This is a genomic window from Burkholderia sp. WP9, from assembly GCF_900104795.1.
Classification (GTDB): domain Bacteria; phylum Pseudomonadota; class Gammaproteobacteria; order Burkholderiales; family Burkholderiaceae; genus Paraburkholderia.
The window spans coordinates 1,284,809-1,309,686 of the sequence record NZ_FNTG01000002.1 but is presented as its reverse complement, the minus strand read 5'-3'; the positions used below and the strand labels follow the sequence as shown (position 1 = coordinate 1,309,686).

Here is a 24,878-nt window from a genome sequence, read left to right as displayed (position 1 = left end):
TGAAAACGGAATACGAGCGATAGAGGCGGTACAACGAAGTTAGAATGAAGTGATTAATGGCCTAGAAAATCCATGTGGCTTGCAATAGAACCCGGGGTGGTGATGCAGATCCGGCCTTCGTCGCGCGCGCGGGCAATATGTTCGAGTGCCCGCCGCAGGTGACACAATCGATGCGGCTGTCCCATCAGGTACGCATGCAATGCAATGCCCATCACCAGCGGTTCTCGGGCGGACTGCCGCAGCATTTCCTCAAAGTGGTCAATCATCAGATCGGCGAACGACTTCGCGTCCATCTGGCGCGCAAGGATCATCGGGATATCGTTGACTTCCTCCTGATACGGAATCGCCCACAACGGCTGACCGTTGCGCGTAAGCAGACGCGTGGGCTGATCGTCGTGACACCAGTTGAGCGTGTACTGGTAGCCCGCTTCGGCCACCAGATCGCTGGTAACACGGCTCTCAGAGAGCCACGGTGATAACCAGCCCGCCGGCTGCTGCGCGCTCTCCGCCGCGATCCGCTCGCGACATGCCACGATCAGCGCGCGTTCGCCGTCTTCAGTGAGTGTTCCTTGTCGTTCCGAATTCGTATGGCCGTGCGCGACGAGTTCATCGCCGCGCTGCGCAAACGCGGCGACCAGCTCAGGACAATGATCGTAGAGCGCCGTGTTGATGATTGCCGCGACCGGCAGTGCGAGGTCGTCGAAGAGATCGAGACAGCGCCATGCGCCCACCCGCAATGCGTACTCACGCCACGCGTGATTCAGCACATCGGGTTCGGGCATTACCGGTCCGATAGTTGGGCCCAGTCCTTCGCCGAACGCAAAGTGCTCGATGTTGAAGCCGATATAAACCGCTAGCCGGGATCCGTCAGGCCAACGATAAACAGGGCGGCCCTCGATAGGGGAATATTGAAAGCGCCCGTGGCCGGGCAGCGCGCGATGTGCGGGAGAATCCATGATCCAGTGAGTCCTGTCGAACGGCGCGTACGCCTGTGTTCACGTCAGAACCCATGGTAGGGAAGTCAAAATCGCCGCATCGCGCTTGCTGCGAACAAACTCTTGTACGCACGCGTATTGGAAGTCGCAACTCGCTACTTCATGCGGTGAAGAGCGACTTCCGGATGATTGCGTGCACTCCCCAGTTGCCGTCTACCACCTGCGTCACGCCGAAGTCGACAGCGACCGAGATCAGCGAGATCGCTTCGTCTTCGGAAAGGCCTTTGGTTGCCATCAGGAAGCGCCGCGTTTTGATGAACGCATCGCGCATGGCAAGATCGAGCGTGGATTTTTCGTACACCGCGCTTTGCGCACTGGTGCCGAACTCGGCCAGATAGTTCGGATAGCTGAATCCGTGAAGAACCCATTCGTCGGCGGTTTCGACCAACGGGTAGGTAAGGTCTGAGAATACCTGACTGCCGAGCGTTTCTTTCTTGTGAAGCACCAGTTGGAAGTCGCCGGTGAGCGAACACTCGATCGCGGTGCCGCACAGTTCCGAGTCTCCTTGCGATGCATGCGGGTCGCCGACCGAGAGCAGAGCGCCGGGAACCCCGACTGGCAAGAACACGCTCGCTCCGCGCGTAACGCGCCAGTTGTCGAGATTGCCGCCGAAGGTGGACGGTGGAATCGAATCGATCAGACCATCCTGCTGCGGCGCGACGGTGATCACGCCAAAGTGCGGACGGACCGGGATCTGGACATTCTTCAGGATGTCGTGATTCTCGACTACGGTCGAATGATCGACTGGCACGCCAGGATAGTCGATCGTCGGATGCATCACGCCAAAGGGATCGCGCTGAGGTGTCCAGCGGAAGTTATAGACGGCGTGCGCGCACGCGGTTTTGCCCGCAGTGGGGTTGGCGTCGAGTTCATAGATGGTGACGACCTCGCGCGGTTTCGGCTCGGTCAATAGCTCGCGATAGTGGAAACCCCACCAGGCAGCGGCATTGCTGCCGAACGCGCGTCCGGCGAATTTCGGATTGGCGCAGCGGCGCGGGTGAATATCGAGGATTCGCACCTCCAGCACATCGCCCGGCTCCGCGCCGCGCACGGCAATCGGCCCTGTACAGATATGCACGCCGAAGCCTTCACCCGCACCACGTCCGTAGATAGACGCGTCCATGGGACCCGCGCCGCGGCGGTTGACGTTCTTGCGCTCGGCGGTCCAGTGGAACACGCTTTCGGCGCCGGGATCGCCTTGCACCATGCGCTCCCAGTCATCCGCCGCATGTTGCGTGAGTGTTTCGATCGTCACTGTGTCGCCGCTGTTCAGTTCGAGCACGGGCTTGATATCGTGACTGAAGTAACCCCAGTGAATCGTGTTGGCCGTCGCTCGCAACAGGTGATGACGCGGCTTGCCCGACTCGCGGGGCGGCGGTGGTGCCGAAGGTGCTTCAGGCGGCTCTGCAGAGTCGACCTCGTCCGAAGCTTCGTGAACGGCTCCCTGTCCAGCGAGTTCTGCATGCACGAGCAGACTCCCGGCATGGACGGGCAGGCCGCGCGAGATTCGCCTCACGAGATGGCGTGCTAACTCAAGACTCGCTTCATGCCGGAAAGTGCGCGGCGATGCGCCATATTGCTCGCGAAACGCGCGGCTGAAATACGCGGGATCGTTGAAACCCCAGCGGAAGCAAACGTCCGCAATCGACAGCTTTTCATACAGAGGATTGACCAGATCCGCGCGGCAGCGCTCCAGTCTGCGCGAGCGCAAATAGGTCGAGAAATTCTGTCCGACCGCTTCGAACAGCTTCTGCAGATAACGCGGCGAGACGCGCTCCTCTTTGGCTATCGATGTCAGCCCGAGATCGGGGTCAGCGAGATTGCCTTCGATGGTTCGACATACGCGCGAAAAGAGCGCCGCCTGAGAGGGCGTGAGTCCGCTGAAGCTGCCTTCCTTGTCATGACCGACGAGACTTGCGACGAGGAACTCCGCGAGCGCGAGTTCGAGGGGACGTAGATCGTCGAGTGACAACGTCTCGACGCTTTCGGCAATCGAGCGCAGAAAGCCGGAGAACACGTGACCGATACCGGCGTCTCCGGGCAAGCGCCCGGCACGCAGGGAGAAAGACGTAAGAAGGCGTGCGTTGATGGCAGCGCGGGGCACGCGGATCACAAACGCACGGAAGTCGGAGTTGAACGACAGGAGCGCTTCCTCGCGCGACGACGCATAGACAATGTCGCCGCTAGCAACCCGCGTGCGCACACCGTCGGCAACAAGCATCACGCCGCCGTCGAGGTGCAGCGCTATCACGAGACTGTCGGCGCCGTCGACCTTGAGCTCGATGGTCTGCGCGAACGCGGCCAGCGCGATCAACTCGAAGCCGTTGCTCGACTTGCGCGACCTGATGGTTCCATGCGAGTGGCGCGCGGCCGTTTGAGGCGCGCCGCAGCGCAAACCAAGCCGATCGAGCGCCTCGTTCCATGCTCGCAGGCGATCTACTTCGGCGTACGACTCGGTAGTGAAACGCAGTAAGTCCAACCCTGGCTCCCGGACCCTGACCAACGTCAGTCGACTGATTGAAATGCAATGTCCGTGCCATCGGTGACAACGCGGTTAGCGCTACCACGCTGCGCCATCACGGTGCGTTTTCGCACACGTGTGGCGCAGCGTGGCGGCGGTATAGCCACGCACTGCTGTAGCGCGCACGCACAACTCACGCGCGAGGCTTTTTCTTCGGAGGAAAGATGCTGCGGGGGACCTTGCAGTGAATTCCCTGGCGGCTGTCGACCACCTGCGTCACGGAGAAGTCCGCGGCGACGCTCATTAGCGAATAGGCGTCGTCGCGTGAGAGGCCTTGCTGTTCCGTAAGCAGCAGCAACATGTCGCGTGAAGCGTTTTTGGTCGCGACGTCGAGGTCTTCGTCGAAGCCGTGGACGATCCAGTAGTCCGGCGTTTCCAGCAACGGCGAGGGAAACCTGAAGTCGCGCCGCAGCACGATCTGGAACATCACATTGAGCGACGCCTCGATCGCGGTGCCGCTGATTTCGCCATCGCCTTGCGATACATGCGGGTCGCCGATCGAGAACAATCCGCCGTCCACGGCGACAGGGTAGTACATGGTGGAGCCCGCGCCGATGCGCCAGTTATCGATATTGCCGCCATGCGCTCCCGGCGGCACGGTGCTCACGCGGCCTGCCACGTCAGGCGCGACGCCTGCCGTGCCCAGATGAGGGCGCACTGGCACGCGAATGCCTTCGAGCGCGAGTTCGCGGCAGCAGTCGCGGATCTCCGAGCGTTTGCCCGGCACGAGATATTTGCCGGGATAGTCATACGCATACAGCGCGTGAGCCGTGTTCGATGCCTGATCGAGTTCGTAGATAGTGACGCGTTCCTTCCCGAAGTCAGTGAACAGATGGCCCCAATGCGCGGCGAGATTCGAGCCGTAGTTGAAGCGCGGAATCATTTGCAGATAGCGCACCTCGAGCAGATCGCCGGGTTTCGCGTCTTTAACGAAGATCGGCCCGGTCATCAAATGCACGCCGGGTTGGCGATCGGCTTCGGGAATCGTGTCGTAGAGCGCGCGCACCTTGTCATCCATCATGAGCTCGGGGGCGTCGCCTGCATGATGCGTGACCGCTTCGGCGCGAACGAAATCGCCGCTCTCCACGATCAGTGCGGGCGCTAGCGCCGCGTCGAAATATCCCCAGTGAACATTTTTCTGGATGGCAGGCAGGTCGTGAAGCATGCTTTCCTAAGCTCCGTAAGAGTGTGCGATCGGTGCGACGTGACCGATGACAGATCGTACGAGCGACAGAATAGAGACACTTGCGCGACAGCGTACAAAAGCTTGTGCGTGGACGAATTGGGCAGCAGCGTCACCCGACTGACGAGGGTCTCAGGCTACAAGACAGGATTCGTTCGTGTCGCGATTGATCTGACTGAATGTCGGAAACGCGCAGCCGGTATTTGTGGACGTCCGGCTCGCGGCCCCCCTCGCTGGCAAAGCGCTACCTCACGCCGGCGGAAGAGCTCACGACGTTCGATGCGATGTTGGAATGCCTAAGCGTTATTCCAAAACCGCACGCTTCGTTGCGAAAGCCGCAAGACGAGCGAAGGACCCGCCGTTATATTGACCCTAAACCCACATCCCGGCGCGCCTTTCCCGCTGCCGGAGGGGGTGTCCACCTTTTTTTGCTGCTTCCTTGCGCGAATCAACACGTGTCAACCTATTTCAAGCGGTCGGTCGCAGTTCTCGACACCGGTAATCCAGACGATGCACACCATCTCACTTGCAGTATCGACGCATTGAGCGGGGCTCGCATCTCAGCAGCAGACAAACTGGCTGCATGCGTTATCAAAGTCGATGCGCACCGTTTAGCCGCCGATCGACTGGATCACGCCGCGCGGGCATTCGCACTGTTCGACGTGATCAGCACGCTCGACGTCCGCTCAACCGAAACCGTGATGATTCCGGATCTGGCCTGTTACGGGCTTTTCACCGAGCTTGCTGCTGCGAGTCCCGTTCCGGTGGCGGATATCGGTGAGGCGATCGTCGCGGAAGTAGGCAGGCGCTATCCCTCTGTACATACAATCGCGCTTCTCACCTGTGAAACTTTGGATACGTTGAAGCCTTTGGTCAGGCGATGCGCGGCATTGGGTTTGCATCTCATTCATGTCGAGGTGGGAGCCGGAGGAGCAGTCGAAGCACCCACGCTTTTACAGATATGCCGGCAAGCAACGCTCGACGGAGCCGCTCTGATTCTCCCTTCAACGAATGGCCTTGGCAAACGGCTCAAGCAGGCGCAACCGGATGGCGTGCCACTGCCCTTCCCGGTACTCGATATTGGAGAGGTCTATGCAAGCCATGCGTTACGGCAAACGCGTGCGTCACGGCCCTCGCAGTTCAAGCTCGGGGTGCTTGGTGGTGTGGGTCCGGCCGCGACCGTCAGCTTTCTCGACAAGCTGGTTCGTGCAACACCAGCATCGCGCGATCAGGAGCATCTCAAAGTTGTGGTGGAGCTGAATCCGCAGATCCCAGACCGAACGGATCATCTCGTCAATAGCGGTCCAGACCCAACGCTCGCGCTTTACGCAACCTGCAGACGCCTTGAACTCGCACACGCGAATGCCATCGCGATTCCCTGCAACACGGCCCATGCGTTTGTCGCAACGATCCAGCCGAAGCTGACGATTCCTATCGTCCATATGCTGAAGGAGACGATTGTCTTGATCACGTCGCGTTGCCCGCAAGCACGCAGGATTGGTCTTCTTGCCACCGACGGCACGTTGCAAAGCCGTGTTTATCACATTGAAGCGGAAGCGGCCGGGCTTGAGATCGTTGTACCTTCGAGCATGATGCAGTTGCAGGTGATGGCGGCCATCTATGGGCCGGATGGCGTGAAAGCAGGACATGTATCGGCCGCAAGTCATGAGGCAATTGTCGACGTCGTCGCGCATCTCGCCGATTTGGGTGCTGACGCGGTGGTTCTTGGTTGCACCGAACTGCCGCTGCTCGTTCCGCAAGACCTGAACTTCATGATAAAGGGCCGCGTATTACCCATCGTTGACCCCTCTGACGTGCTGGCGAGACGGTGCGTTGAGCTGGCGTCGGCTGCTGCGCCGCGGGTCCTGGCTTGAATGGAGAGGGGCGGACGTGTTCATCGATCGAGCCAACCGCCCCGAAACGGAGCGCTATGCACGTGGTTGCCACCGCGTTTCGCGGTCGGCGCTGCCCCCTTAGGTCAGCGCCGACCAGAGTTCCTGCACCAGACTTACCGTGTTCTGGCCATCGCAATACAGGCGCAGCTCCAGTTCAAGCTTCCAGCGGTCGTCTCCCGCCGGAACCAGCGCGCCCGATGCCAGTTCGCTTTCGATCAGACTACGGGGCAACCACGCCACCCCTTCTCCATTGAGCGCGAGTTGCTTGAGCACATCGGCCATATCCGATTCGAAGCAGGTGCCGAGCGCGGCCTTCGTATCGACGTCGCGCAACAGCAGAGTCAGGCAGCGGCCGAAGTACGTACCCGGGCTATACGCGATCAACGGCACCGGCTGCGAGGATGTGCCGGGCAGCCGGTACAGCGGACCGCCGCGTCCTTTCGGCGCCGAGACGGGTATCAACACGTCCGTGCCCACCCTCAACGAAGGGAAGCGGGCGGGGTCGAGATGCAGAGGCAACTCGGGATGCTCGTAGGCCAGCATCAGTTCGCACGAGCCGTTCAGCAGCATGAGGATCGAGTCATGCACGTTCGTCGGCACGATCCGCAGATGCAATTGACGGAAACGCTGGCGCAACGTTCTGATCCACGCCGGCAAAAAGCCGACCGAGATCGCATGCCCGGCTGCGATCTGCAAACCCGCGCCGGGAATGCGCTGCTCGGTGCGGATGATAGCGCGCACGTCGAAGAGCCTGAGCAGCACCTCGTCGGCCGCCTCGAGAAACAGGCGGCCCGCAGACGTTAGGGTGGGGGGATAGGTGCTCCGGTCGACCAGTTCGGCGCCGACCCATTGTTCGAGCGATTTGATACGCCGGCTAAGGCCCGATTGTGTAATGTTGCGAACGTCGGCCGCACGCGAGAAGGTGTGGTGGCGCGCCAACGCGACGAAGTCTTCGATCCACTTGACTTCCATTCGCTCCCCCCTCGCCAGTAGTTATTTGGCCGCGCGTGGGCCGTGTCAGTGCAGAATCTTCGCGAGAAAGTCGCGAGCTCGATCCGACTTGGGATGCGCAAAGAACTCCTCCTTGCGATCGTCTTCTATTATCACACCCTTGTCCATGAAAATGACGCGATGTGCAACCTTCTTCGCAAAGCCCATTTCGTGCGTCACGCACATCATCGTCATGCCTTCCTGCGCGAGTTCAACCATCACGTCCAGCACTTCATTGATCATTTCAGGATCGAGCGCCGACGTGGGTTCGTCGAATAGCATCGCGATCGGGTCCATCGACAATGCGCGCGCAATCGCTACACGCTGCTGCTGACCGCCGGACAGGTGCCCCGGAAACTTGTCCGCGTGCGCGCGCAGGCCGACGCGATCGAGCAGTTTCAACCCTTTGACAGTGGCTTCGTCTTTCGAACGACCGAGCACCTTGGTCTGCGCAAGTGAGAGGTTTTGTGCAATGGACAGATGCGGGAACAGCTCGAAGTGCTGGAATACCATCCCGACTTTCGACCGCAGCTTCGACAGATTCGTTTTTTTGTCGCCAAGCGACTGCCCGTCGATGACGATATCGCCCTTCTGAAACGGCTCGAGGCCATTCACGGTTTTGATCAGTGTAGACTTGCCCGAGCCCGACGGTCCGCAAACCACGACGACTTCGCCCTTTTGAATTGAGGTCGTGCAGTCGCTCAAAACCTGAAACTGACCGTACCACTTCGAGATGTTGTTAATGGAAATCATATTGTCACTCGTCGTTGAAAATATCTGACCGATGCGGACGCCAACGCACAGATCACAAAATACGTTGCACCCGCAAACAGTGTCATCTCGATGCTGGTGCCGTCGCGATCGCCGACATTCGTCGCTGTGCGGAAAAAATCCGCAAGGCTAATCACGTAGACGAGCGACGTGTCCTGAAACAGCACGATCGCCTGAGTCATTAGCAGCGGCACCATCGCCCGAAATGCTTGCGGCAAGATCACGTAGCGCATTGTCTGCGTGTACGGCAAACCGAGCGCGAGCGCGGCATTGGCTTGCGCGCGCGGCACCGCCTGAATTCCAGCGCGAATGATTTCCGCGTAATACGCCGCTTCGAATAGTGAGAACGCCACCAGCGCGGACGCCAGCCGCGTATCGAATACGCTGGACAAACCCAACACGGTTTGCAGCATCTGCGGCACGATCAGGTAGAACCACAACAACACCATCACGAGCGGGATCGAGCGGAACGTGGTGATGTAAGCGCGTGCGAACCACTGCAAGGGCGGCAGCGGTGAGAGGCGCAGCAATGCCAGCACCGTGCCCAATGCCATACCGGCGACAAGCGCCACCGCCATGATCTTCAGCGTGATCAGCGCACCGAGCCACAACGTGGGCAACGCGGCGGGAATGCCACTCCAGTCGAGACGATGCATCATTTGCCTCCGATAAAACCCACGAGCCGCGTACGCGCTTCGATGCGCCGCATGGCCCGGAGCACGACCATATTGATCGCGAAATAAGCGACCGTGACCGCGATAAATGATTCATAGGTTTGTGCGGTGTAATCGACCAACTGCCGTGCCTGTGCAGATAGTTCGAGCAGACCGATTGTCGATGCGACGGCGGAATTCTTGAATATGCTGACGAATTCCGAGGTCAATGGCGGCAGGATTGTTCGAAATGCGACCGGCAACAGCACGTACCGGTAAGTTTGCGGTTGCGTCAGACCGAGCGCGACGGCTGCCGCCCGTTGACCGCGCGGCAGCGCGGCGATGCCTGAACGAACCTGCTCGCAGACCCGCGCGCCTGTGAAAAGACCGAGACACACGATCGACGACGAGAAGAACTGCACCGAAGGCGGCAACGCCTTGAATACGTTGCCAGCTGAAATGGGCAACAGTTCGGGAATCACGAGATACCAGATGAAGAATTGCGCGATCAGTGGCACGTTGCGAAATAGCGCGACGTAGGCGGTGCCGATCGCGGCGAGTCGTTTGTCATCCGTGGTGCGCAGCACGCCGAAAGCCGTGCCGACGATGAGTGCGATCACCCACGCGGCAAGGGATACGGTCACCGTGGCCGCAAGGCCGGACAGCAGCCAGCCAAGATAGGTTGTGGGTTCGCCCGTCGAGACCGGGCTGAGCAGAATGCTCCAGTTCCAGTGGTATTGCATGTGCCGATCCAGAATTCAATAGAGAACGCAGTGCTCGCGCGTCCGATGTTGCGTTGAGTCAATGCGCGCATCGCGTTTTTTAGTGCGCATAGTCGGGCTCGTCACGATCGAGCTGCCGGCGGATGCTCGCGAGATGTTGGCGCGCGCTGTCGCGCTCGCCAGCGCGCATCTGCCGGTAGGTCTTGGCGGCGATGTCGGGGTCGATGATTTTTAGCGGCCGGCCGGTCGACAGTGTGAGTCGCTGCACTTCGCATGCGCGTTCGAGGTAGTAGAGGTCGTCCCATGCGTCGGCGATCGTCGCGCCCACGACCATCACGCCATGGTTCTTCAGGAACACGACGTCCGCGTCCCCGATCGCGGCGGCGATGCGGTCGCCTTCGGAACTGTTCATCGCAAGACCGTTGAAGTTGTCGTCGACGGCTGTGCGGCCGTAGAACTTCAACGCGGTTTGCCCTGCCCACAGCAGCGGCGGTCCGTCGAGCATCGCCAGGGCGGTCGCGTTCGGCATGTGCGTATGGAACGCGACCTTGATGCGCGGCTGCCGCAGATGCACACGCGCATGAATGAAAAACGCAGTGATCTCCGGCACGCCGTCGCCCTGCACGACATTGCCGTGCATGTCGCACACGAGGAGCTTCGACGCGGTGATTTCCTCGAACGCGTAGCCATATGGATTGACGAGGAACAGGTCGGCGCGGCCCGGCAATACCGCCGACAGGTGATTGCACACGCCTTCATGCATGCCGAGTTTGGCCGCCATCCGGAAACACGCGGCGAGTTCGATGCGTGCTTCGCGGATCGCCGACGTGTCCAGTTCGCCGGGCGCGACTTTTACAGGTTCAGATGCCTGGGTGGGAGTGAAGCCGTATGCCATTGCTTTCAACCTTGAAAATGGGATTGCGTTCGGCGCGGATGGATTGCGCGGCGCGTTGAATCGCTTTACATCAATATGCGGCCTGGTCGTCGGGATGCGCGTACAGCCCGCGCAACTGCTGCGTCATCGCAAAGTTGAAGTTGATCCCCTTCGGCGGCACCGGCTTCTGGAACCACTTCGCATAGATCGTGTTGATCTCGCCAGAGGTCATGACCTTCGACAGCGTGCCGTCCACCAGCGCCTTGAACGCAGGATCGTCTTTGCGCATCATGAAGGCGTACGGTTCTTTCGATTGCGGCGTGCCGGTCACGATCCAGTCGTCCGGTTTGCGGGAGGTGGTGCGTGCGCCGGACAGCAGGACATCGTCGAGCATGGACGCTTTAGCGCGCCCCGTTTCGAGTGTCAGGAACGACTCGCCGTAGTCCTTCGTCGAGATGATGTTCATGTTCAGTTTCTTGTCGACGTTCATCCGGCGGATGATTGATTCCGCGGTTGTACCGGCATTGGTGACGACGGTCTTGTTCGCCAGGTCGCCGAAGTCCGCGATGCCCGAATTCTTGTTCACCAGCAGGCGTGTCAATGCGAGAAAGATCGTGTCGGAGAAAGCGACCTGCGCATGACGCGCATTGGTGTTTGTCGTCACGCCGCACTCGATATCGATCGTGCCGTTCTGCAGCAGCGGAATGCGGTTCTGCGAGTTGACCGGCACGAGGCGCACTGTAAGACTCGGCTTGCCGAGTTTCGTCTTGACGGCGTCGATGACTTTCTGACACAGATCTTGCGAAAATCCCACCACGTTCTGATTGCCGTCGTAGTACGAGAATGGAATCGACGCTTCGCGATGGCCGATGACGATGACACCCGCCGAGTTGATCTTGTCGAGCGTCGGACCGAGGTCCTGCGCGGCAGCCAGTTGACACACAACGATGGCGGTTCCGGCAACGACTGCACCAATGATGCTTCTGATCGTTTTCATGCTTTGCTTACCTCAGCACATGGGTCAAAGAGAGAGTGGATTTCATCGGGACGATTTGCATTTCATGCGACGCTGCAAACCGCTCCTACGGCAGTGAGCGCAATATAGCGACGGCAAAAATGGCGCACGATGCTGATCGCGCAAGCTGCATTGCGGAAATGGAATAGTTAGTTGGAATTTAAGCGGGCATAGGCCAGCGCTGCGATCGCCGCGTCCTGCAGCGCGTTGCCGACCGCCTTGTAGACAACGACGCCCAAGCAATCGAGCGCGCGTCGGCGACCGCTACCGACCACGTCGGCGAGATCGGCAACCTTTTTACTGGCGAGCACCGCGGGATGGAGCAACAAGAAGTCTCCCGATTCGGCCAGCGCTTGCCCGGTCCAGTCGACCACGACTTCAGTCGCCCGCTCGATGCATGCGTCGTCCATTTCGCGCTGATCTGGGCGGGTCGCGCCGATGCTCGCGACGAACGAGCCCGGCTGCAGCGATACGCCGTGAATTACGGGTGTCGATGCGCGCGTCGCGAGCACGACGATGTCGGCGCTGGCTGCGTGTTCGGCGCTAGCTGCATGCGCATTGATGCCGAAGCGCTCACGCAGCGATTGCGCGTAAGCGGTTGCTTCGTCCGTATCCGGCGCAAACACCGACACTTGTTCGAGTCCGAACGACTCGATGAACAACTCCACATGTGCGCGTGCCTGCACGCCGCAACCGGCTACGCCCAACCAGCGGCTGTTTGCGCGAGCAAGATGGGTGGCGGCCAGCACGGTTGTCGCGGCGGTCCGCAGGCGCGTGAGTTCGTCACCTTCCATCAACGCGAGCATGCGGCCGTCGTCGAGCGACATCAGCGCGATGTAAAAGCGGAACTGGCCGGCGAGTGTCGTGTACAGTTTCACCGCCGCGACGCGTTCGGTGGCGAGGATCGCGGACATCGTGCTGAACTTGGCGTCGGTCAGCGCGATGCGGCTGCGCGCTTGCACCGCGGCGTTGCCGCGATAGATTGCTTCGTGCGCGGCGCGCATCGCGGTGAGGGCGTCGCTGCCGCTCAGAACGGCTGCAATCTGCGTATTGCTGTAAAGCTTTGTGGAATGGAGCATGGACTCATGCCTCCTCGATCAGGCTAACCGAGCCGCTTAGCCAGCAACCCAGGCTCGCGTCGGCCGGATCGCGGAAGTTCACGGCGATCGCGGATGGCCGTCCCATCGCAACGCCTTGATGCACGACGATCCCGCGATCGGCCGCCGCGACGAGTCCATAGCGATGCGCGCCGAACAGCAGCGCGGCGGCCGCGATGCCGGTCGCCGCGTCTTCCGGATAGCCGGATGCCCGGGGAAACTGCCGTGCTTCGAATACGTGCGCCGCATCGGCGTCGAACGAAAATGGATATAGGCCAGTCGACGACAATGCGTCGCATACGGATTCGATATAGTCCAGATTCGGGGCGATTGCGTTCAGCCGCGTCGTCGTGCGGATCGGCACCAGCGTTTTAGTGCGGCTTGTCGTGGCGTTGACGATGGCGAGCGGCAACAGATCGTCCGGCTTCAGGTTTAATGCATAGAGCGTTTGAGCAATCAGCGCGGCATCATTTACCGGCTCGACGCGTCCCGCAGGCTGGCTGACTTCGATACGCGCGTCGGACGCGGCGTAACGCGCTTCGACAGTGCCGCTCAGGGTCTCGATCCGCGCTGCGTCCGTGCGCCACGCACCAGTGCGACGCAGCAGCCATAATGCGCCCAGCGTCGCGTGTCCGCACATCTCCATCTCGTGATTGGGCACGAAGAAGCGGAAACGGAAGTCGTGACGCGGATCGGCAGCGCGCATCACGAAGGCGCTTTCGTGACCGTAGGCGCGGGCCACACCTTTCATCTGCGTATCGGACCAGCCGTTTGCGTCGAGTGCAACGGGGGCCGGATTGCCGCCGTCGTCGGTGGAAGAAAATACCCGTACAAGGTGTACTGGTTGTACGTTGTGCATGCGAGCGTTTCCTTGTTCTGCCGCACCGGCGGTGCGTCGCGTTTCGTCAAGCCGGACCGAAGCCCGGTCTCTCATGCTTCGCAGCATGCGCCATCGGTTTTTTTTCTTCGCTTCCATTTGGGCCGAAACACTCGCACTATTGGGCCATGGCTACTTGCGGGCAGCGCGCGCGATTCCCCGCCACCCGCCTCGAACCGACCTGTAGGACCCGCTATGTTTTATCAAACCGCTAGTTCGCACATTCCCGCCGATCGCGTGTCGGCGACCTGCCGTATTACGATGGCGGGCTACGCAACGTCGTGGCATGAGCATGAAGAGTTCATGTTTCTGCTTCCGCAGCGCGGCGCGTTGACGCTGAATTCGGAGCATTCGAAACACGCGCAACGTATCAGCGCCAGTGTGCTCGCAGTAGTGCCGGCGCGGCGTTTCCACGAAACCGCGAGCAATCGCGGCGAGCATTGCCATACAGCGGTCTACGTGCAGCGGGATTTCGTGTCGTTTTGCGCGCGCAAGGCAAATGGCGCGATGGCGAGCGGCGAAGCGCCGCGATATTGCGCGCCATCGTCCGCGCTGTTGGGCGCGCTGCAATTGCAAAACCAGTTAGCCCGATCGGACGCGAAAGCGGCGACGGAGCCGAGTGGTGAACTGCCCCGTTATCGACTCGACCTGATCGACCGGCTTATCGCGTCGGCGTGTGTAGATGCGGCGTTGAGCGGTGCGAAAAGCAGTGCCGATGCTGAGCCGTCGCGCGAGGAACTGGTCGGCCAGATCAAGGGCTATCTCGACGCGATGCTTGCGGAGCGCGTCGACATCGACACGGTCGCGTTCGAGTTCGGGTTGTCGCGGCGTCATCTGACGCGACTCTTTCGGGAGGAAGCGGGCCAAAGCATTACCGAATATCAGATGCGTCAACGCGTGGCGAGGGCCGCGGTGCTCCTGAATGTACCGGGCACGACGGTGCTATCGGCGGCCATGAGCGTCGGAATCGAATCGCCGTCCTATCTGGCGAGATTATTCAACAAGTTTGGTCTGCCTGCGCCCCACACGCTCAGGGCATGACGGGTACTTGAGCGGAACATGAGTTTTTGCGACTTGGCAGCGCCTGTTAGCGTGCGGCGCACAGCGTTGATGAGTGCAACTGCTAGGGAAACGCTGATCAATGAGCCCGTCGTCCGTATAACGGAAGGGGCGGGTTGGAATTTTCAGATTGACGAAGGAATTTGACGACACGCGAGCTAAGTTTCGCTCGTATTCGGGCCTCACTATCCACGTTTTTCACACACATGACGGATTGCTCCCATGAGTCGACAGCAGCTGATTTTTCGCGATCACCAGGTTCGCCAGCGCGAACAGACTGAACAGCTACGCGGAGTTCTTCGCTAGACCCTTGTAGCGGACCTGCTGATGACGAAACAGGTTCTTCACGACATGAAGGGGATGCTCGACCCGTACGCGGATCTGCGCCTTGGTGCGCTCGACCTCGATCACGAGGTTCTTCAGGGGACCTTCCTGGATCGCCTTGATCTTTCCGCGCTTAGCCGCTACACGCCACTTCACCGGCTTGCCTTTCACCTCGTCGCGATTGTCCACGCCAAGGTAGCCCGCGTCGCCAATAGCTTCCTCTTCATGCCCGTGAAGCAGGACGTGGGCCTGCGACACATCCGACACGTTGGCCGCTGTGCCCACCAAGCTATGCACCCGGCCCGAATCGGCATCCACTCCGATGTGGGCCTTCATCCCGAAGTGCCACTCGTTGCCCTTCTTCGTCTGATGCATCTCCCGATCCCGGCTCTTCTCAGCGGTTTTGGTCGACGGCGGCGCTTCGATGATCGTCGCGTCGACCAGCGTGCCTTCCTTCATCATCAGTCCGCGCTCACACAGCGAGATGCCGATCTCGTCGAACAACTTTCGCGTCAGGTCATGCTCGACCAGCAGACGACGGAACTTCAACAGCGTCGTTGCATCCGTCGCGTTCCCGACGGCCAGGTCGATGCCGGCGAAGGCGCGCATCGCAATGCTGTCGTACAGCGCGTCCTCCAGCGCTTCGTCCGACAACCCGTACCACTGTTGCAGGAAGTAGATCCGCAGCATCCGTTCCAGGCCAATCGGCGGCCGGCCTCGTTCGCCCTTCGGGTAATACGGCTCGATGACCCACAGCAGTCGCGACCAAGGGTCGACCTTCTCCATCTCGGCGAGAAAGCGTTGACGCCTGGTCACCCGCTTCTTGCCCGCACTTTCCGCTTCTGCAAAACCGATCTGCCACTGCATCGTCGTGGGTCCGATCCGTGAACTCCTTTCTACAACGTCCTCGGCTATCTCATCGATGACCGCCGAGCCTGATCAATCAGCGTTTCCCTAGGGTCCACGCTTCGATTCCCAATCGAGTGGGGATTCAAGATTGCGCCAGAAGGACTGGGATGAAAGCGACATGCGCGCCAGTTTGCGGTGTCTGGCGCCATTTATTTGCAGTATGGGTAGGATGATGGGTAGGCTGTTGTAAGCCAGAGCGGGAGTCAAACCTGGCGGGGCTTTCCGCACAACTGTTGGAATCGGCTGCCTTCCGCCCGGCAAGGTTTCCCGGGCAATCCAATATCTTCCGCAGACATCCTCCAGGTTGCTGATTTTAAAGCCGTTTATGGGTAACGGTACGCTTGCGGCTACCGGTAACGTCCCGCACAATTTCCTCACGAAGTATGGGTAGCGGGATGGGTTTCGTGGGTAGGAATAGAGGTCGCAAAGGAGGTGGCCCTGGGCCATTATGCGGACGGCGGAGGTCTCTATATGCAGATCGCTGACAGCGGTGCGCGTTCATGGGTGTTTCGGTTCAAGCTTAGCGGGCGCGTGCGGGAGATGGGCCTCGGACCGCGTTCGCGCGTCTCGCTTGGCGAGGCGCGGAAACTGGCCGCCGGATACCGTGACATGGTCAGAGACCTGATTGATCCCATCCTTGCGCGGCGAGGGCAGCAGCGTAGACAGTTGCTCGATATCTAATCGGATGCCAACGTGACGTTCCGTGAGGCAGCCGAAGCGTTTATCCGTGTACAGGAAGCTCAGTGGCGCAATCGCGAGCATGTCCAGCAGTGGCGCAACACACTCAGCACATACGCGTATCCTGTGACTGGCGAAGTCCGGGTGCGTGACATCGATACCGCGATGATCGTGCGGATTCTCCAGCCGATCTGGACGAAAAAGGCGGAGACCGCGCGCCGCGTACGTTGTTCGGATACTTGACCTGCCGGACCTTGATGGGCGTTTCCCGCTCGGCGTCGATGGACTGGAGGGCGGCCAGATTCGCCCCGCTCTTATCGATGGTTACGGTCTCGGGAGTCCCGTTCTCATCGATGGCTTTCTCGAAGTAACGGCGTGCTGCCGCCTTGTCGCGATGCGCCCGCAACAGGAAGCCTGCACTATCCTCTGGACGTGATACTTCTGTGCGTGCGGTGGTATGTGGCCTACTCGTTGAGCTTGCGAAATGTCGAGGAAATAACGGCCTCGACGGTTTGCGTAACGTAGAACTTCGCCACGCGTTCGCTGCTTTCCCATCCGACCGACGCACCCTGCGGCACGAAGAGCGCGTCGCCGGCGCCGAGCGACAGCACGCTGCCGTCAGGCGCGGCGAATCGCACGCCGCCGGCGAGGAGATGCATGAACTCGTTGACGCGATGCGGGCGGACGATCCGATGGTAAGGCGTCGAATCCCATGTACCCGCTTTGTATTGCGCGTCGTCGTCGGTGAACACGTTGTCGCTACGGCATTCGGGAGCCGGGCCCAGTAGTACCTCTGCAGGAAGCGTTGCAGATGGCTTGAAGTCGGCTTGCGCGCGCAACGGGACGAGGCCTGTCTTTGTCGGCCTCCTGCAAGCCGCGGCGCAGAACACGAAAAGCGAGCGCGCTCGCGCCCTGAAGCGAAGCGCAGTACCCTTGCCGATCACCGCACCCTCTTGCGGGCCCAGCACCAGCGGCGCCATGCCGGCCGCTTCCAGTGTGAGCGAGCCTTCCATGACGACGATCGTTTCGATGTGGGGAAAACTCGCCACGTCGAGCTCGCCGATGAAGCTGACGCGGCCGGTGGCCATCGCGTCCGGTCCTTCCCACGCGATCTCGCGATTACGTGCGAACGGATCGTTCTGGCCGAAAGCTCCCCTGCGGAAGGCGGTCGAAGCAGGCGCACCGTCGGCGCGGTGCAATACGAATACTGCGGTCACTTTTGCTCCCATGAATGGCTTGGATGATGATTCGCCTAGCTAATTATGCGGCGCGAACCGTCTCCAGATGGTTAAACGTCCAACACGTGGGCGTTAAATTCCGCTTACTGGCCGAAAGCCTGTCGGAGCCCACCCGACCGCGGAGACTTCCGCGTGGGCCTAATTGCGCTCGTCGGGCCGCTTGCCGACGATCGGACACGTTCACACGGCCAGTCAGCGACGATCACAGTGCGGCAAGCACCGTGTCCAACTCCGTCAACAGGCGGTCGGCATCGTTAGCGCCAAAGACCAGCGGCGGGCGGATCTTCAGCACACTCGCGTCCGGCCCGGTCGCGGAAATCAGCACGCGCCGCTGGCGCAAGCCGTTGACGATCTTGAGCGCCGTCGCGATGTCGGTGTCCTTCTTCGCGCGATCGTGCACGATCTCGACGCCGAAATACAGGCCCGTGCCGCGCACGTCGCCGATGCATTCGTATTTCCTTGCCAGTGTGTTCAAGCCCTCGAGCAGGATCGCGCCGACCCGCTGCGCGTTGTCGAGCACGTGCTCGTCGCGCAGCACGTCGAGCGTGGCCTGCGCGGCCGCGATCGCGACCGAATTGCCGCCGAAGGTGTTGAAGTAGCGCATGTCCTGCCCGAAGCCTGCGACGACTTCGGGGCGCACGACCAGGCCCGCAACCGGATAGCCGTTGCCCATCGGTTTGCCGAGCGTGACAATGTCGGGCACGACTCCATGGCGCTCATGCCCCCACATATGCGTACCGCTGCGCCCGAAGCCGGACTGCACCTCGTCCGCGATGAACAGCCCGCCGGCGCGGCGCACCACCTCGGCTACCGGTGCGAGTACATCGGTCGGGTGGGCGAACACGCCATCCGACGAGAAGAACGAATCGGCGATGAACGCAGCCAGACCGCCGCCGTGACGTCGGATGTCCTCAATCTGCATCTCAACCTGTCCGGCCATGCGCTGGCCGATCTCCGAAGGCGTCATCCTGTACGAGTCGGGAGCCGGCACCGTGCGCACGTAGGGACCCAGCAAGGCCCTCCGACCCAGCGACGGTGAAAAGCTCGAGGTCAGGTGTGAGTTGCCGTGATAGGCCTCGCTGGTCACGATCACGCCGGTCTTGCCGGTGTACTGCATCGCGATGCGCGTGGCCAGGTCGTTGGCCTCGGAGCCGGTGCAGGTGAACATCATCTGGCCTGCGCGGATCGACGTGTTGAACGTCGAGAGCAGGTCCTCGGCGTAGTCGAGGATCGGCTCCTGCATATAGCGGGTATGCGTGCAGAGCGTCGAGAGCTGGCGGGTGACGGCATCGACGATGCGCGGATTGGCATGCCCGACGCAGACAACGTTGTTGTAGGCATCGAGATAGTCGTTGCCCTGGTCGTCGTACAGATAGACCTTCTCGCCGCGCACGATTTTGACGGGCTCGGCGTAGAACAATCGATACGACGGACTGAGCAGCCTTAAGCGACGCGCGATGTGCCGTTGCGCGGCGGCGTCGAGGTGGTCGAGCGACGCCGGATCGAAGCCGTTCGGCATGTCGCCGCGCAGTGCGTCGTGGGTTTTGCTGGTACCGAGGGCCTCGGTATGAGCGGCCGGCTGCGACGTGGAGGTGGTATTCATAGGGCGGTCAGGATCGGTGAGGTGAGCGGGGCGATGGAAGAACTAGAGCAAGGCGTTGGAAACCGTCTCGGGGTCGCGCTGCGCTAACCAGCGCAGATGCTCCCATCCGGGCCGGGTGAAACGCAGGATGTACGCTTCGTTCTCCGGAAACAGCATCGCTCGCCATGACGTGAGTAAGGCCCGCGCCGCGACGCGCGCCATGGCGAGGTGCGGAATCAGGCGCAATTCGTCGGCGCTCAGTTGCGCATGGACGAGATAGCCGCGCAGGAGTTCGCGGGCCTGATCGAAGAGGTCGTGCGGGCCGTCGGCATCGAAGTCCATCGGGAACTGGTTCATGACCGCCGTGGCCACGTCGATCGCTACCGCGGTATGCACAGTGTCGCCGAAGTCGATGATTCCGCTGACGAAGCTCCGGCCGCCCGGGGTCGCGACGATGTTCGAGCGGTTGAAGTCGTTGTGTACGACTTGCGCGGGACAGTGGCGCAGTGTCGGCTCGATCTCGGCGAAGCGCGCGAACGCCTCCCCGATGAGGGAACGATGCGAGGGATCGGCGATATGGGTCTGCAAGCCCGCGAGACTTGCCAGATGCTTCACGTCCCAGGCGAGCACGCGGTGCTGGTGCGGATGGCGAAAACTGGCCATGGCCCGTTGCAGCCGCGCCAGCACCGTACCGATCTCGCAATGATCGACCGCGATGCCGTGCAGTGCGTCCAGCGGCAGACCTTCGAGATAGCTATAGAGCCTCGCCGTACGAGGCGGCTGCGGGGGTGACCCCACGGGTACGACGAATCGTCCGCCGATACCCGGCAGCACGCGTGGCACCGGCAAGTCGGGCGCGACGGCGGCAACGTGGCGCATCGCAGCGACCTGCAAATCGAGCTCTTCGGCCGTCTCGCCGGGATTCGAGACTTTCAGTACGTACCGCGCGCCGTCGCTTGCGTCGATGCGGAATGTGTCGTCCTTCTCGGTGGCAAATCGTGTCGCCGCGCCATCGATGCCATAGACACGGCGCATGATCGCGAGCGCGTCGAATGCATTCAAGCGTGGGAAGCTAACCGACAGGCCGCTCGCCAACAGGGTATCCAGCGCAACGGAGGACGTTGTGCATAAGCTTGCGGAAGTGCTGGGCGTGAACATGGGCAATGCGACGCGAGAAGGGTGGACTGCAGTAGAGCTGGACGTTTCCGACGCGCTGTCGACCTGCGGACAGACGTCACATCGGTCGCGCGATGCGAATCCCTGGCCGCCGTCGAACACGGCGGTCAAGGAGACGCAGGTCGCTTACAGGCCAAGCTGCTCGGCCAATTCGACGATACTCTTGACGGCCGTATAACCGTATTCCGGCGCTTCGGGTTCGTGGCCGCGCAGCACGTGCGCCTTGTGCACGATGCCGAGATCGTGCGCTGTCATCAGGTCGTAGCGCGGGCTCGACGAGACGTGCAGGATTTCGTGAGGCTGCACGTCAAGCTTCTTGAACATGTATTCGAAGCCTTGCATACGCGGCTTGTAGGCCTGGGCATCTTCGGCCGTGATGACGGCGTGAAACGGAGCCCCGAGCTTTTCGATGTTGCTCGCGATCTGCGAGTTGTCCGCGTTGGTGAGGCCCACCAGCTTGTATTTCTTCGCGAGGCGCGAGAGACCTTCGGGGACGTCCGGATGCGGTCCCCACGTCGGCACTGCCAGGTAGAATTTTTCGGCCTCGCTTTCGGCGAACGTTACGCCAGTTCGTTCGCAGGTGCGGCGCACGGCGTTCAGGACGACCTGGCGGTAGGGTTTCCAGGCGCCGAGCACTTCGTCGCGGCGATAGGCGGCGAACAGCTTGACGAAGTTCTCCAGCGCGTCCCCGTGAAGGCGGTTCCCGTAGATTTCGCGCGCCATTTCGGCCATGCGAAAGTTGACAAGGGTGCCGTAGCAGTCGAACGTGATAAATTTTGGCTCGAAGTCGATCATGTCTTCAGTCTCGATGCGTAACGAATCCCAAGGGACTCTTGAATGAAGGGCTTGCCGCACACCAGTTCGGGCAAGCACCGATGGAAATGTCAGTAGATGAAATTTAAACGGGAACGACTTCGCTGTTACACCGAATTGATGACGGGAAAAGACAGGTTTTTACTCGTTGTCGAGGGGATTCACGGCAGTTCCTGCGGCGAGAGTGACGCGATGCAAAATCGGGGAAAATAGCAGGATCGTCTTATCGTCGGGCGTGCGTGTCGGGCTACTATTGAGCTCGTGAACCACTCCGAGGCGCCCGTATGGAGGCGCCTGATTGCAAGGAGGCAAGGCGGGGATGAAAACGGATTGCACACTCGACCGGCTGGACTTGCGCATTCTCGCCGAGCTGCAAATGCGTGGCCGCATGACCAACGTGGAACTGTCCGACGCCGTTGGACTGTCGCCCAGCCCGTGCCTCACGCGCGTCAGGCGGCTCGAGACGGCCGGGTTCATCGTGGGTTACGGGGCGGTGTTGAAGATCGAGAAGCTCGGCGACATCCAGATCGTGTTCGCCAAGATCACGCTCGCGGACCACCGCCGCGAAGACTTCGTGCGTTTTATCGACGCCATTCGCGACATCGACGAGATCATGGAGTGCCATCACGCGACGGGCGGCTACGACTATCTGATCAAGTTCGTGACACGCGACATCGCGCACTACCACAGCGTGATCGAGGCGCTGCTCGAGCGCGACGTCGGCATCCAGACGTACTTCAGCTACGTGATCGTCGAATCGCCCATCGTCAAGCGGCGCTATCGTCTCGAGGCGCTCTTTACCGCGAAGTGAGGCTGTGGTCGCCCGTCATCAGGTCGCGCCCTCGATTTTTTGAAGATCGTATCGATCTGGGCGGACAGGCGGCGATCGACGAAGGCTTGCGTAACAGCGCGCTGCCGACGGTGAAGCCCCAAGTGTCTGCATGAATCATCGCCTTCACGCGCGTTTCGCTGTCGATGCTGCCTGCGGCAATGACAGGCACGTCGACGGCCTCGACGACGTGCCTCGTCAGTTCGGCCGGATCGCCCTCGCCTGCGAAGCGATACACAAGCAGGTCCAGCCCGTGCACACCGGAAATCGATGCGATGCGGCGCGCGTCCTCGACGATTTCGTCCATCTTTCCTTGAAGCACGGTCGGATGCGCGACAGTGCGACCCGCGAACGGGAAATACCGCAACTGCGAGCCGCGCAGAAGCAACAGCGCGTCTTCGACGTGACGGCCTCCGAGCAGATAGTCGACGCCGATCTTGAGCGCGGCCCGGATCGATTCCAGTTCGGCCTCGCGGCTCGTCGCCACGACTTGGAGCATGACCTTGCGGCCGTCGGCGCGAATGCGCTGAGCAAGCTGCTTCAGCGCCGCGATCGGCAGGCCAATGTCCTTGAAGCAGACGTAGCGAACGGGCTGTCGCGCAGACTGTCGTAGGTGGCTAGCATGTCGGCGACGGTCGCGTCGTTCTCGGTCACGTCAGAATGAAGTGGGGACGCGTGGCTGAAGCGACGGATATAGGTCGGCGTTCAGGTCATTCGATCCATTTGCAACGCGGCCCTGCCAAGTCAGGTGCGCAGTTGGCGCGTCGAGACACATACGCGAATTGATCGCGGCGACCAGGCGAAGCGGCAATGTCTTAATCCGGGGCAACCATCAAGACAAACGGCTCGTGAGCAAATCAATCTGGCACACCAGTATGGTTACGCAAGAGGCTCATCATCAGATTGTAGGCGGACGATGGCATCGAATACGGAAATGCCGATGGTCACACATTTTGATTCTTCGCACTGAGGGGGCGCTCGGTACTGGCACGTTGGCGGGGCGTTCACGTAACATGATGCGATGACGAAATCGCTCTATGCGGCCACCGGTTCCCGGCGTCGATTGTCAGCCATGCAGTGCGGTGGTATTTCCGGTACCGGTCCAGCCTGCGCGACATTGAAGCGTTGCTATTCGGGCGCGGCGTGGCGGTCAGCTACGAAACAATTCACCGCTGGTACGAGAAGTTCGGCGCACGCTTTGCCGATAGGGTGAACGCAGCCCGCTGCAAGTCGCGCGGTACGTGGCACCTGGACGAGATGTCCGTTACGCTGCGTGGTGAACCGTGCCTGCTGTGCCGCGTGGTCGACGAGCGGGGCGCCGAACTCAACCTCCTGCTACAAAGCGACACGACAAGGCCGCCGCCAAACGGTTTTTCAAGCATATGCCGCGCTCGAGTTCGATGCCGCGCAAGATCGTCACCGATCGGGCCTCGGAGAAGATGCGTTGAAGCGAGATCTGGAACACGAACAGCCAATACCGATAACGTCAGATGTCGCCAGCCATCATTTCTGTAAGAAGTGGTTGATCGACTATCGTGCCTGTAGCTCGCATCAGGGAGGCCGCCAACGCCAACAATGGGGCAATCCGACGCTGCTTCTTCTGCGCGTGATTCTGTGCAATATCGGCGAGGCGGTGCGCGAGAAAAGGATTCAGCAAGCGTTCGCGGACCTGCGCGACGTAGGCCAACGCATCATCTCCTTCACCGAGGAGATCGAATACCGGCAAGACCTCCTGTTGCCAGACCGTCTCGAGTTCCGCGCGTAGGACAGGGTCGTTCATCGCAGCGCAGACTGTCTCGTCAGTTGCGCGAGCTTCGCGTAACCAGCGCTCGGCAAGAAAGGTATGCCCGAGATTCAGCAGGAACAGCTTGCGCCGCTCGAAATGCTGGAGATTCTGAGTGAGCACGATCGAAGGGTGTACGCACGGTATCTGCAGCCGTGGCTGCTGTTCTATCGCCCACAGTGCATACGGTTCCGCGATCGCGCCCACAGGCCGGATCGGCTCTGACACGATCCTGTCGACCAGCGAATTGGCCCATACGCAATGGTCAATCAGATAGCGGATGAATTCTTCGGGCATCTGCCACCGCAACGCCAATTCCACGGCGATGCCTCTTAACACTTCGCCGTTTTTTTCGATCAGCTCGCAGGGAAAGAGTGATAGCGGCGCCTCGGGGTGGTTTTGCCACCGAGTGTGCAACAAGGACAGCAGTCTGGCAGGAAAACTGTGTGGTACGCGGCTCGGGTCCGCGAAATCGCTGGCGTTATCGCGTTCATCGAGTTGATAGCCTTGGTCCCCAGTGTTCGAGACAACGATCTGCACCGGACCGCAGATCGTCTGGCGGATCCGCGCCCAATCCCTGCGCACATGTACCGCCTGGCGAATCGCCCGTCCTGTGAGTGTTACGTCAATCAATCGGCCCGAATGCAGTCCACGTATATGAACCGGATAGCCGCGACCGTTCGCGAGCGCGGCGACGCGCGCGGCGCTGTCGGCGCTCTCTGTGGTCTGAACTACGGCAATGCCGCCTGGCGCCGCACCTGGTTGGCCCGACTCGAGCGCCTCTGAGACGAATAAATCGACATGTGCCTGAAGGAAACGACTTGTGCCAAATTGCAGAATGGGTTGCGTGAGCGGTGCGGCAAGGGTTGGTGCTTCCTCATGCGAAGGGCGCAT

At 60.8% G+C, this 24,878-nt stretch carries 22 protein-coding genes and 4 pseudogenes; 7 read left to right on the top strand and 19 right to left on the bottom strand.

Annotated features, from left to right (window positions below; all coding sequences use genetic code 11):
* Positions 1 to 53: 53 nt before the first annotated feature.
* The 3 genes from BLW71_RS27155 to BLW71_RS27145 form a co-directional block, all read right to left on the bottom strand.
* A complete protein-coding gene (locus BLW71_RS27155) occupies positions 54 to 956 on the bottom strand; it encodes a polysaccharide deacetylase family protein (RefSeq protein ID WP_091804100.1) in 903 nt (300 codons plus the stop codon).
* A 139-nt stretch (positions 957 to 1,095) separates the two neighbouring features.
* Positions 1,096 to 3,474 (bottom strand): acetamidase/formamidase family protein, encoded by a 2,379-nt coding sequence (locus BLW71_RS27150; RefSeq protein WP_091804096.1) that lies wholly within the window; start codon positions 3,472 to 3,474, stop codon positions 1,096 to 1,098.
* A 175-nt stretch (positions 3,475 to 3,649) separates the two neighbouring features.
* Positions 3,650 to 4,681, bottom strand: coding sequence for an acetamidase/formamidase family protein (locus BLW71_RS27145; protein ID WP_091804094.1), 1,032 nt, complete (start codon positions 4,679 to 4,681; stop codon positions 3,650 to 3,652).
* Positions 4,682 to 5,154: 473 nt separating this feature from the next.
* Between BLW71_RS27145 and cuyB the strand changes: the two genes are divergently transcribed.
* Positions 5,155 to 6,573, top strand: a complete 1,419-nt coding sequence (cuyB, locus tag BLW71_RS27140) for a cysteate racemase (protein WP_177205128.1) — start codon at positions 5,155 to 5,157, stop codon at positions 6,571 to 6,573.
* A gap of 99 nt (positions 6,574 to 6,672) precedes the next feature.
* Here the strand turns inward: cuyB and BLW71_RS27135 are convergent, their stop codons facing one another.
* The 8 genes from BLW71_RS27135 to BLW71_RS27100 form a co-directional block, all read right to left on the bottom strand.
* Positions 6,673 to 7,566: a LysR substrate-binding domain-containing protein gene (locus BLW71_RS27135; protein WP_091804089.1), complete on the bottom strand. Its 894-nt coding sequence runs from the start codon at positions 7,564 to 7,566 to the stop codon at positions 6,673 to 6,675.
* A 45-nt stretch (positions 7,567 to 7,611) separates the two neighbouring features.
* Positions 7,612 to 8,337: an amino acid ABC transporter ATP-binding protein gene (locus BLW71_RS27130; RefSeq protein ID WP_091804086.1), complete on the bottom strand. Its 726-nt coding sequence runs from the start codon at positions 8,335 to 8,337 to the stop codon at positions 7,612 to 7,614.
* A complete protein-coding gene (gene gltK, locus BLW71_RS27125; RefSeq protein WP_091804083.1) occupies positions 8,334 to 9,011 on the bottom strand; it encodes a glutamate/aspartate ABC transporter permease GltK in 678 nt (225 codons plus the stop codon). Before gltK ends, BLW71_RS27130 begins: the two co-directional genes overlap by 4 nt.
* Positions 9,011 to 9,751, bottom strand: coding sequence for an amino acid ABC transporter permease (locus BLW71_RS27120; RefSeq protein ID WP_091804081.1), 741 nt, complete (start codon positions 9,749 to 9,751; stop codon positions 9,011 to 9,013). The genes gltK and BLW71_RS27120 overlap by 1 nt, the downstream gene beginning before the upstream one ends.
* 79 nt (positions 9,752 to 9,830) lie before the next feature.
* A complete protein-coding gene (locus BLW71_RS27115) occupies positions 9,831 to 10,625 on the bottom strand; it encodes an aldolase (RefSeq protein WP_091804078.1) in 795 nt (264 codons plus the stop codon).
* A 70-nt stretch (positions 10,626 to 10,695) separates the two neighbouring features.
* Positions 10,696 to 11,601 (bottom strand): glutamate/aspartate ABC transporter substrate-binding protein, encoded by a 906-nt coding sequence (locus tag BLW71_RS27110; RefSeq protein ID WP_091804075.1) that lies wholly within the window; start codon positions 11,599 to 11,601, stop codon positions 10,696 to 10,698.
* A 167-nt stretch (positions 11,602 to 11,768) separates the two neighbouring features.
* Positions 11,769 to 12,698, bottom strand: coding sequence for an ornithine cyclodeaminase family protein (locus BLW71_RS27105; protein WP_091804072.1), 930 nt, complete (start codon positions 12,696 to 12,698; stop codon positions 11,769 to 11,771).
* Between the two features lie 4 nt (positions 12,699 to 12,702).
* Positions 12,703 to 13,575 (bottom strand): PhzF family phenazine biosynthesis protein, encoded by an 873-nt coding sequence (locus tag BLW71_RS27100; RefSeq protein WP_091804069.1) that lies wholly within the window; start codon positions 13,573 to 13,575, stop codon positions 12,703 to 12,705.
* 213 nt (positions 13,576 to 13,788) lie between these two features.
* Between BLW71_RS27100 and BLW71_RS27095 the strand changes: the two genes are divergently transcribed.
* Positions 13,789 to 14,634: a helix-turn-helix transcriptional regulator gene (locus BLW71_RS27095; protein WP_091804067.1), complete on the top strand. Its 846-nt coding sequence runs from the start codon at positions 13,789 to 13,791 to the stop codon at positions 14,632 to 14,634.
* Positions 14,635 to 14,850: 216 nt separating this feature from the next.
* Here the strand turns inward: BLW71_RS27095 and BLW71_RS27090 are convergent.
* Positions 14,851 to 15,843: pseudogene (locus BLW71_RS27090) on the bottom strand (IS5 family transposase).
* A 474-nt stretch (positions 15,844 to 16,317) separates the two neighbouring features.
* Between BLW71_RS27090 and BLW71_RS42380 the strand changes: the two are divergent.
* A complete protein-coding gene (locus tag BLW71_RS42380; RefSeq protein WP_286162122.1) occupies positions 16,318 to 16,566 on the top strand; it encodes an Arm DNA-binding domain-containing protein in 249 nt (82 codons plus the stop codon).
* 12 nt (positions 16,567 to 16,578) lie between these two features.
* On the top strand, positions 16,579 to 16,806 hold the full coding sequence (locus tag BLW71_RS42375) for a phage integrase central domain-containing protein (protein WP_286162121.1): 228 nt from the start codon (positions 16,579 to 16,581) through the stop codon (positions 16,804 to 16,806).
* Here BLW71_RS42375 and BLW71_RS27080 read toward each other — a convergent pair.
* Positions 16,787 to 16,978, bottom strand: a pseudogene (locus tag BLW71_RS27080) (DDE-type integrase/transposase/recombinase); the annotation flags it as partial. The gene BLW71_RS42375 and the pseudogene BLW71_RS27080 overlap by 20 nt on opposite strands.
* Between BLW71_RS27080 and BLW71_RS41155 the strand changes: the two are divergent.
* A pseudogene (locus BLW71_RS41155) lies at positions 16,939 to 17,067 on the top strand (IS6 family transposase); the annotation flags it as partial. The pseudogenes BLW71_RS27080 and BLW71_RS41155 sit on opposite strands and share 40 nt — an antisense overlap.
* Here the strand turns inward: BLW71_RS41155 and BLW71_RS27075 are convergent.
* The 4 genes from BLW71_RS27075 to BLW71_RS27060 all read right to left on the bottom strand — a co-directional run bounded on the left by BLW71_RS27075 (position 17,028) and on the right by BLW71_RS27060 (position 21,354).
* Positions 17,028 to 17,780, bottom strand: coding sequence for a cupin domain-containing protein (locus tag BLW71_RS27075; protein WP_091808942.1), 753 nt, complete (start codon positions 17,778 to 17,780; stop codon positions 17,028 to 17,030). The pseudogene BLW71_RS41155 and the gene BLW71_RS27075 overlap by 40 nt on opposite strands.
* 223 nt (positions 17,781 to 18,003) lie before the next feature.
* Complete coding sequence (locus BLW71_RS27070; RefSeq protein ID WP_177205191.1) at positions 18,004 to 19,320, bottom strand: aspartate aminotransferase family protein; 1,317 nt, start codon at positions 19,318 to 19,320, stop codon at positions 18,004 to 18,006.
* Between the two features lie 126 nt (positions 19,321 to 19,446).
* Positions 19,447 to 20,661, bottom strand: coding sequence for a phosphotransferase (locus tag BLW71_RS27065; RefSeq protein WP_218157135.1), 1,215 nt, complete (start codon positions 20,659 to 20,661; stop codon positions 19,447 to 19,449).
* Positions 20,662 to 20,685: 24 nt separating this feature from the next.
* Entirely contained in the window at positions 20,686 to 21,354 is a 669-nt protein-coding gene (locus BLW71_RS27060; protein WP_091804062.1) for a haloacid dehalogenase type II, read from the bottom strand.
* Positions 21,355 to 21,691: 337 nt separating this feature from the next.
* Here BLW71_RS27060 and BLW71_RS27055 point away from each other — a divergent pair, with 337 nt between their 5' ends.
* The gene (locus BLW71_RS27055) at positions 21,692 to 22,183 is read left to right on the top strand and encodes an Lrp/AsnC family transcriptional regulator (RefSeq protein WP_091804059.1); all 492 of its coding nucleotides are present in this window, start codon (positions 21,692 to 21,694) and stop codon (positions 22,181 to 22,183) included.
* On the opposite strand, the gene BLW71_RS27050 is transcribed toward BLW71_RS27055, so the two are convergent.
* Positions 22,170 to 22,700 carry a 4-hydroxythreonine-4-phosphate dehydrogenase gene (locus BLW71_RS27050; protein WP_143048400.1) on the bottom strand — a complete coding sequence of 177 codons (531 nt, stop codon included), beginning with the start codon at positions 22,698 to 22,700 and terminating at the stop codon, positions 22,170 to 22,172. The genes BLW71_RS27055 and BLW71_RS27050 overlap by 14 nt on opposite strands.
* A gap of 530 nt (positions 22,701 to 23,230) precedes the next feature.
* Between BLW71_RS27050 and BLW71_RS42370 the strand changes: the two are divergent.
* Positions 23,231 to 23,628 (top strand): annotated as a pseudogene (locus BLW71_RS42370) (IS6 family transposase); the annotation flags it as partial.
* A 59-nt stretch (positions 23,629 to 23,687) separates the two neighbouring features.
* Here the strand turns inward: BLW71_RS42370 and BLW71_RS27040 are convergent.
* Positions 23,688 to 24,878 carry a mannitol dehydrogenase family protein gene (locus BLW71_RS27040; protein ID WP_091804052.1) on the bottom strand — a complete coding sequence of 397 codons (1,191 nt, stop codon included), beginning with the start codon at positions 24,876 to 24,878 and terminating at the stop codon, positions 23,688 to 23,690.

Coding starts and splice junctions, on each gene's coding strand:
- BLW71_RS27155 (WP_091804100.1), bottom strand. CDS start 956: ATGGATTCTCCCGCACATCGCGCGCTGCCCGGCCACGGGCGCTTTCAA.
- BLW71_RS27145 (WP_091804094.1), bottom strand. CDS start 4,681: ATGCTTCACGACCTGCCTGCCATCCAGAAAAATGTTCACTGGGGATAT.
- BLW71_RS27135 (WP_091804089.1), bottom strand. CDS start 7,566: ATGGAAGTCAAGTGGATCGAAGACTTCGTCGCGTTGGCGCGCCACCAC.
- BLW71_RS27130 (WP_091804086.1), bottom strand. CDS start 8,337: ATGATTTCCATTAACAACATCTCGAAGTGGTACGGTCAGTTTCAGGTT.
- gltK (WP_091804083.1), bottom strand. CDS start 9,011: ATGCATCGTCTCGACTGGAGTGGCATTCCCGCCGCGTTGCCCACGTTG.
- BLW71_RS27120 (WP_091804081.1), bottom strand. CDS start 9,751: ATGCAATACCACTGGAACTGGAGCATTCTGCTCAGCCCGGTCTCGACG.
- BLW71_RS27115 (WP_091804078.1), bottom strand. CDS start 10,625: ATGGCATACGGCTTCACTCCCACCCAGGCATCTGAACCTGTAAAAGTC.
- BLW71_RS27110 (WP_091804075.1), bottom strand. CDS start 11,601: ATGAAAACGATCAGAAGCATCATTGGTGCAGTCGTTGCCGGAACCGCC.
- BLW71_RS27105 (WP_091804072.1), bottom strand. CDS start 12,698: ATGCTCCATTCCACAAAGCTTTACAGCAATACGCAGATTGCAGCCGTT.
- BLW71_RS27100 (WP_091804069.1), bottom strand. CDS start 13,575: ATGCACAACGTACAACCAGTACACCTTGTACGGGTATTTTCTTCCACC.
- BLW71_RS27095 (WP_091804067.1), top strand. CDS start 13,789: ATGTTTTATCAAACCGCTAGTTCGCACATTCCCGCCGATCGCGTGTCG.
- BLW71_RS27070 (WP_177205191.1), bottom strand. CDS start 19,320: ATGCCGAACGGCTTCGATCCGGCGTCGCTCGACCACCTCGACGCCGCC.
- BLW71_RS27060 (WP_091804062.1), bottom strand. CDS start 21,354: ATGATCGACTTCGAGCCAAAATTTATCACGTTCGACTGCTACGGCACC.
- BLW71_RS27055 (WP_091804059.1), top strand. CDS start 21,692: ATGAAAACGGATTGCACACTCGACCGGCTGGACTTGCGCATTCTCGCC.
- BLW71_RS27050 (WP_143048400.1), bottom strand. CDS start 22,700: ATGCTCCAAGTCGTGGCGACGAGCCGCGAGGCCGAACTGGAATCGATC.
- BLW71_RS27040 (WP_091804052.1), bottom strand. CDS start 24,878: ATGCGCCCTTCGCATGAGGAAGCACCAACCCTTGCCGCACCGCTCACG.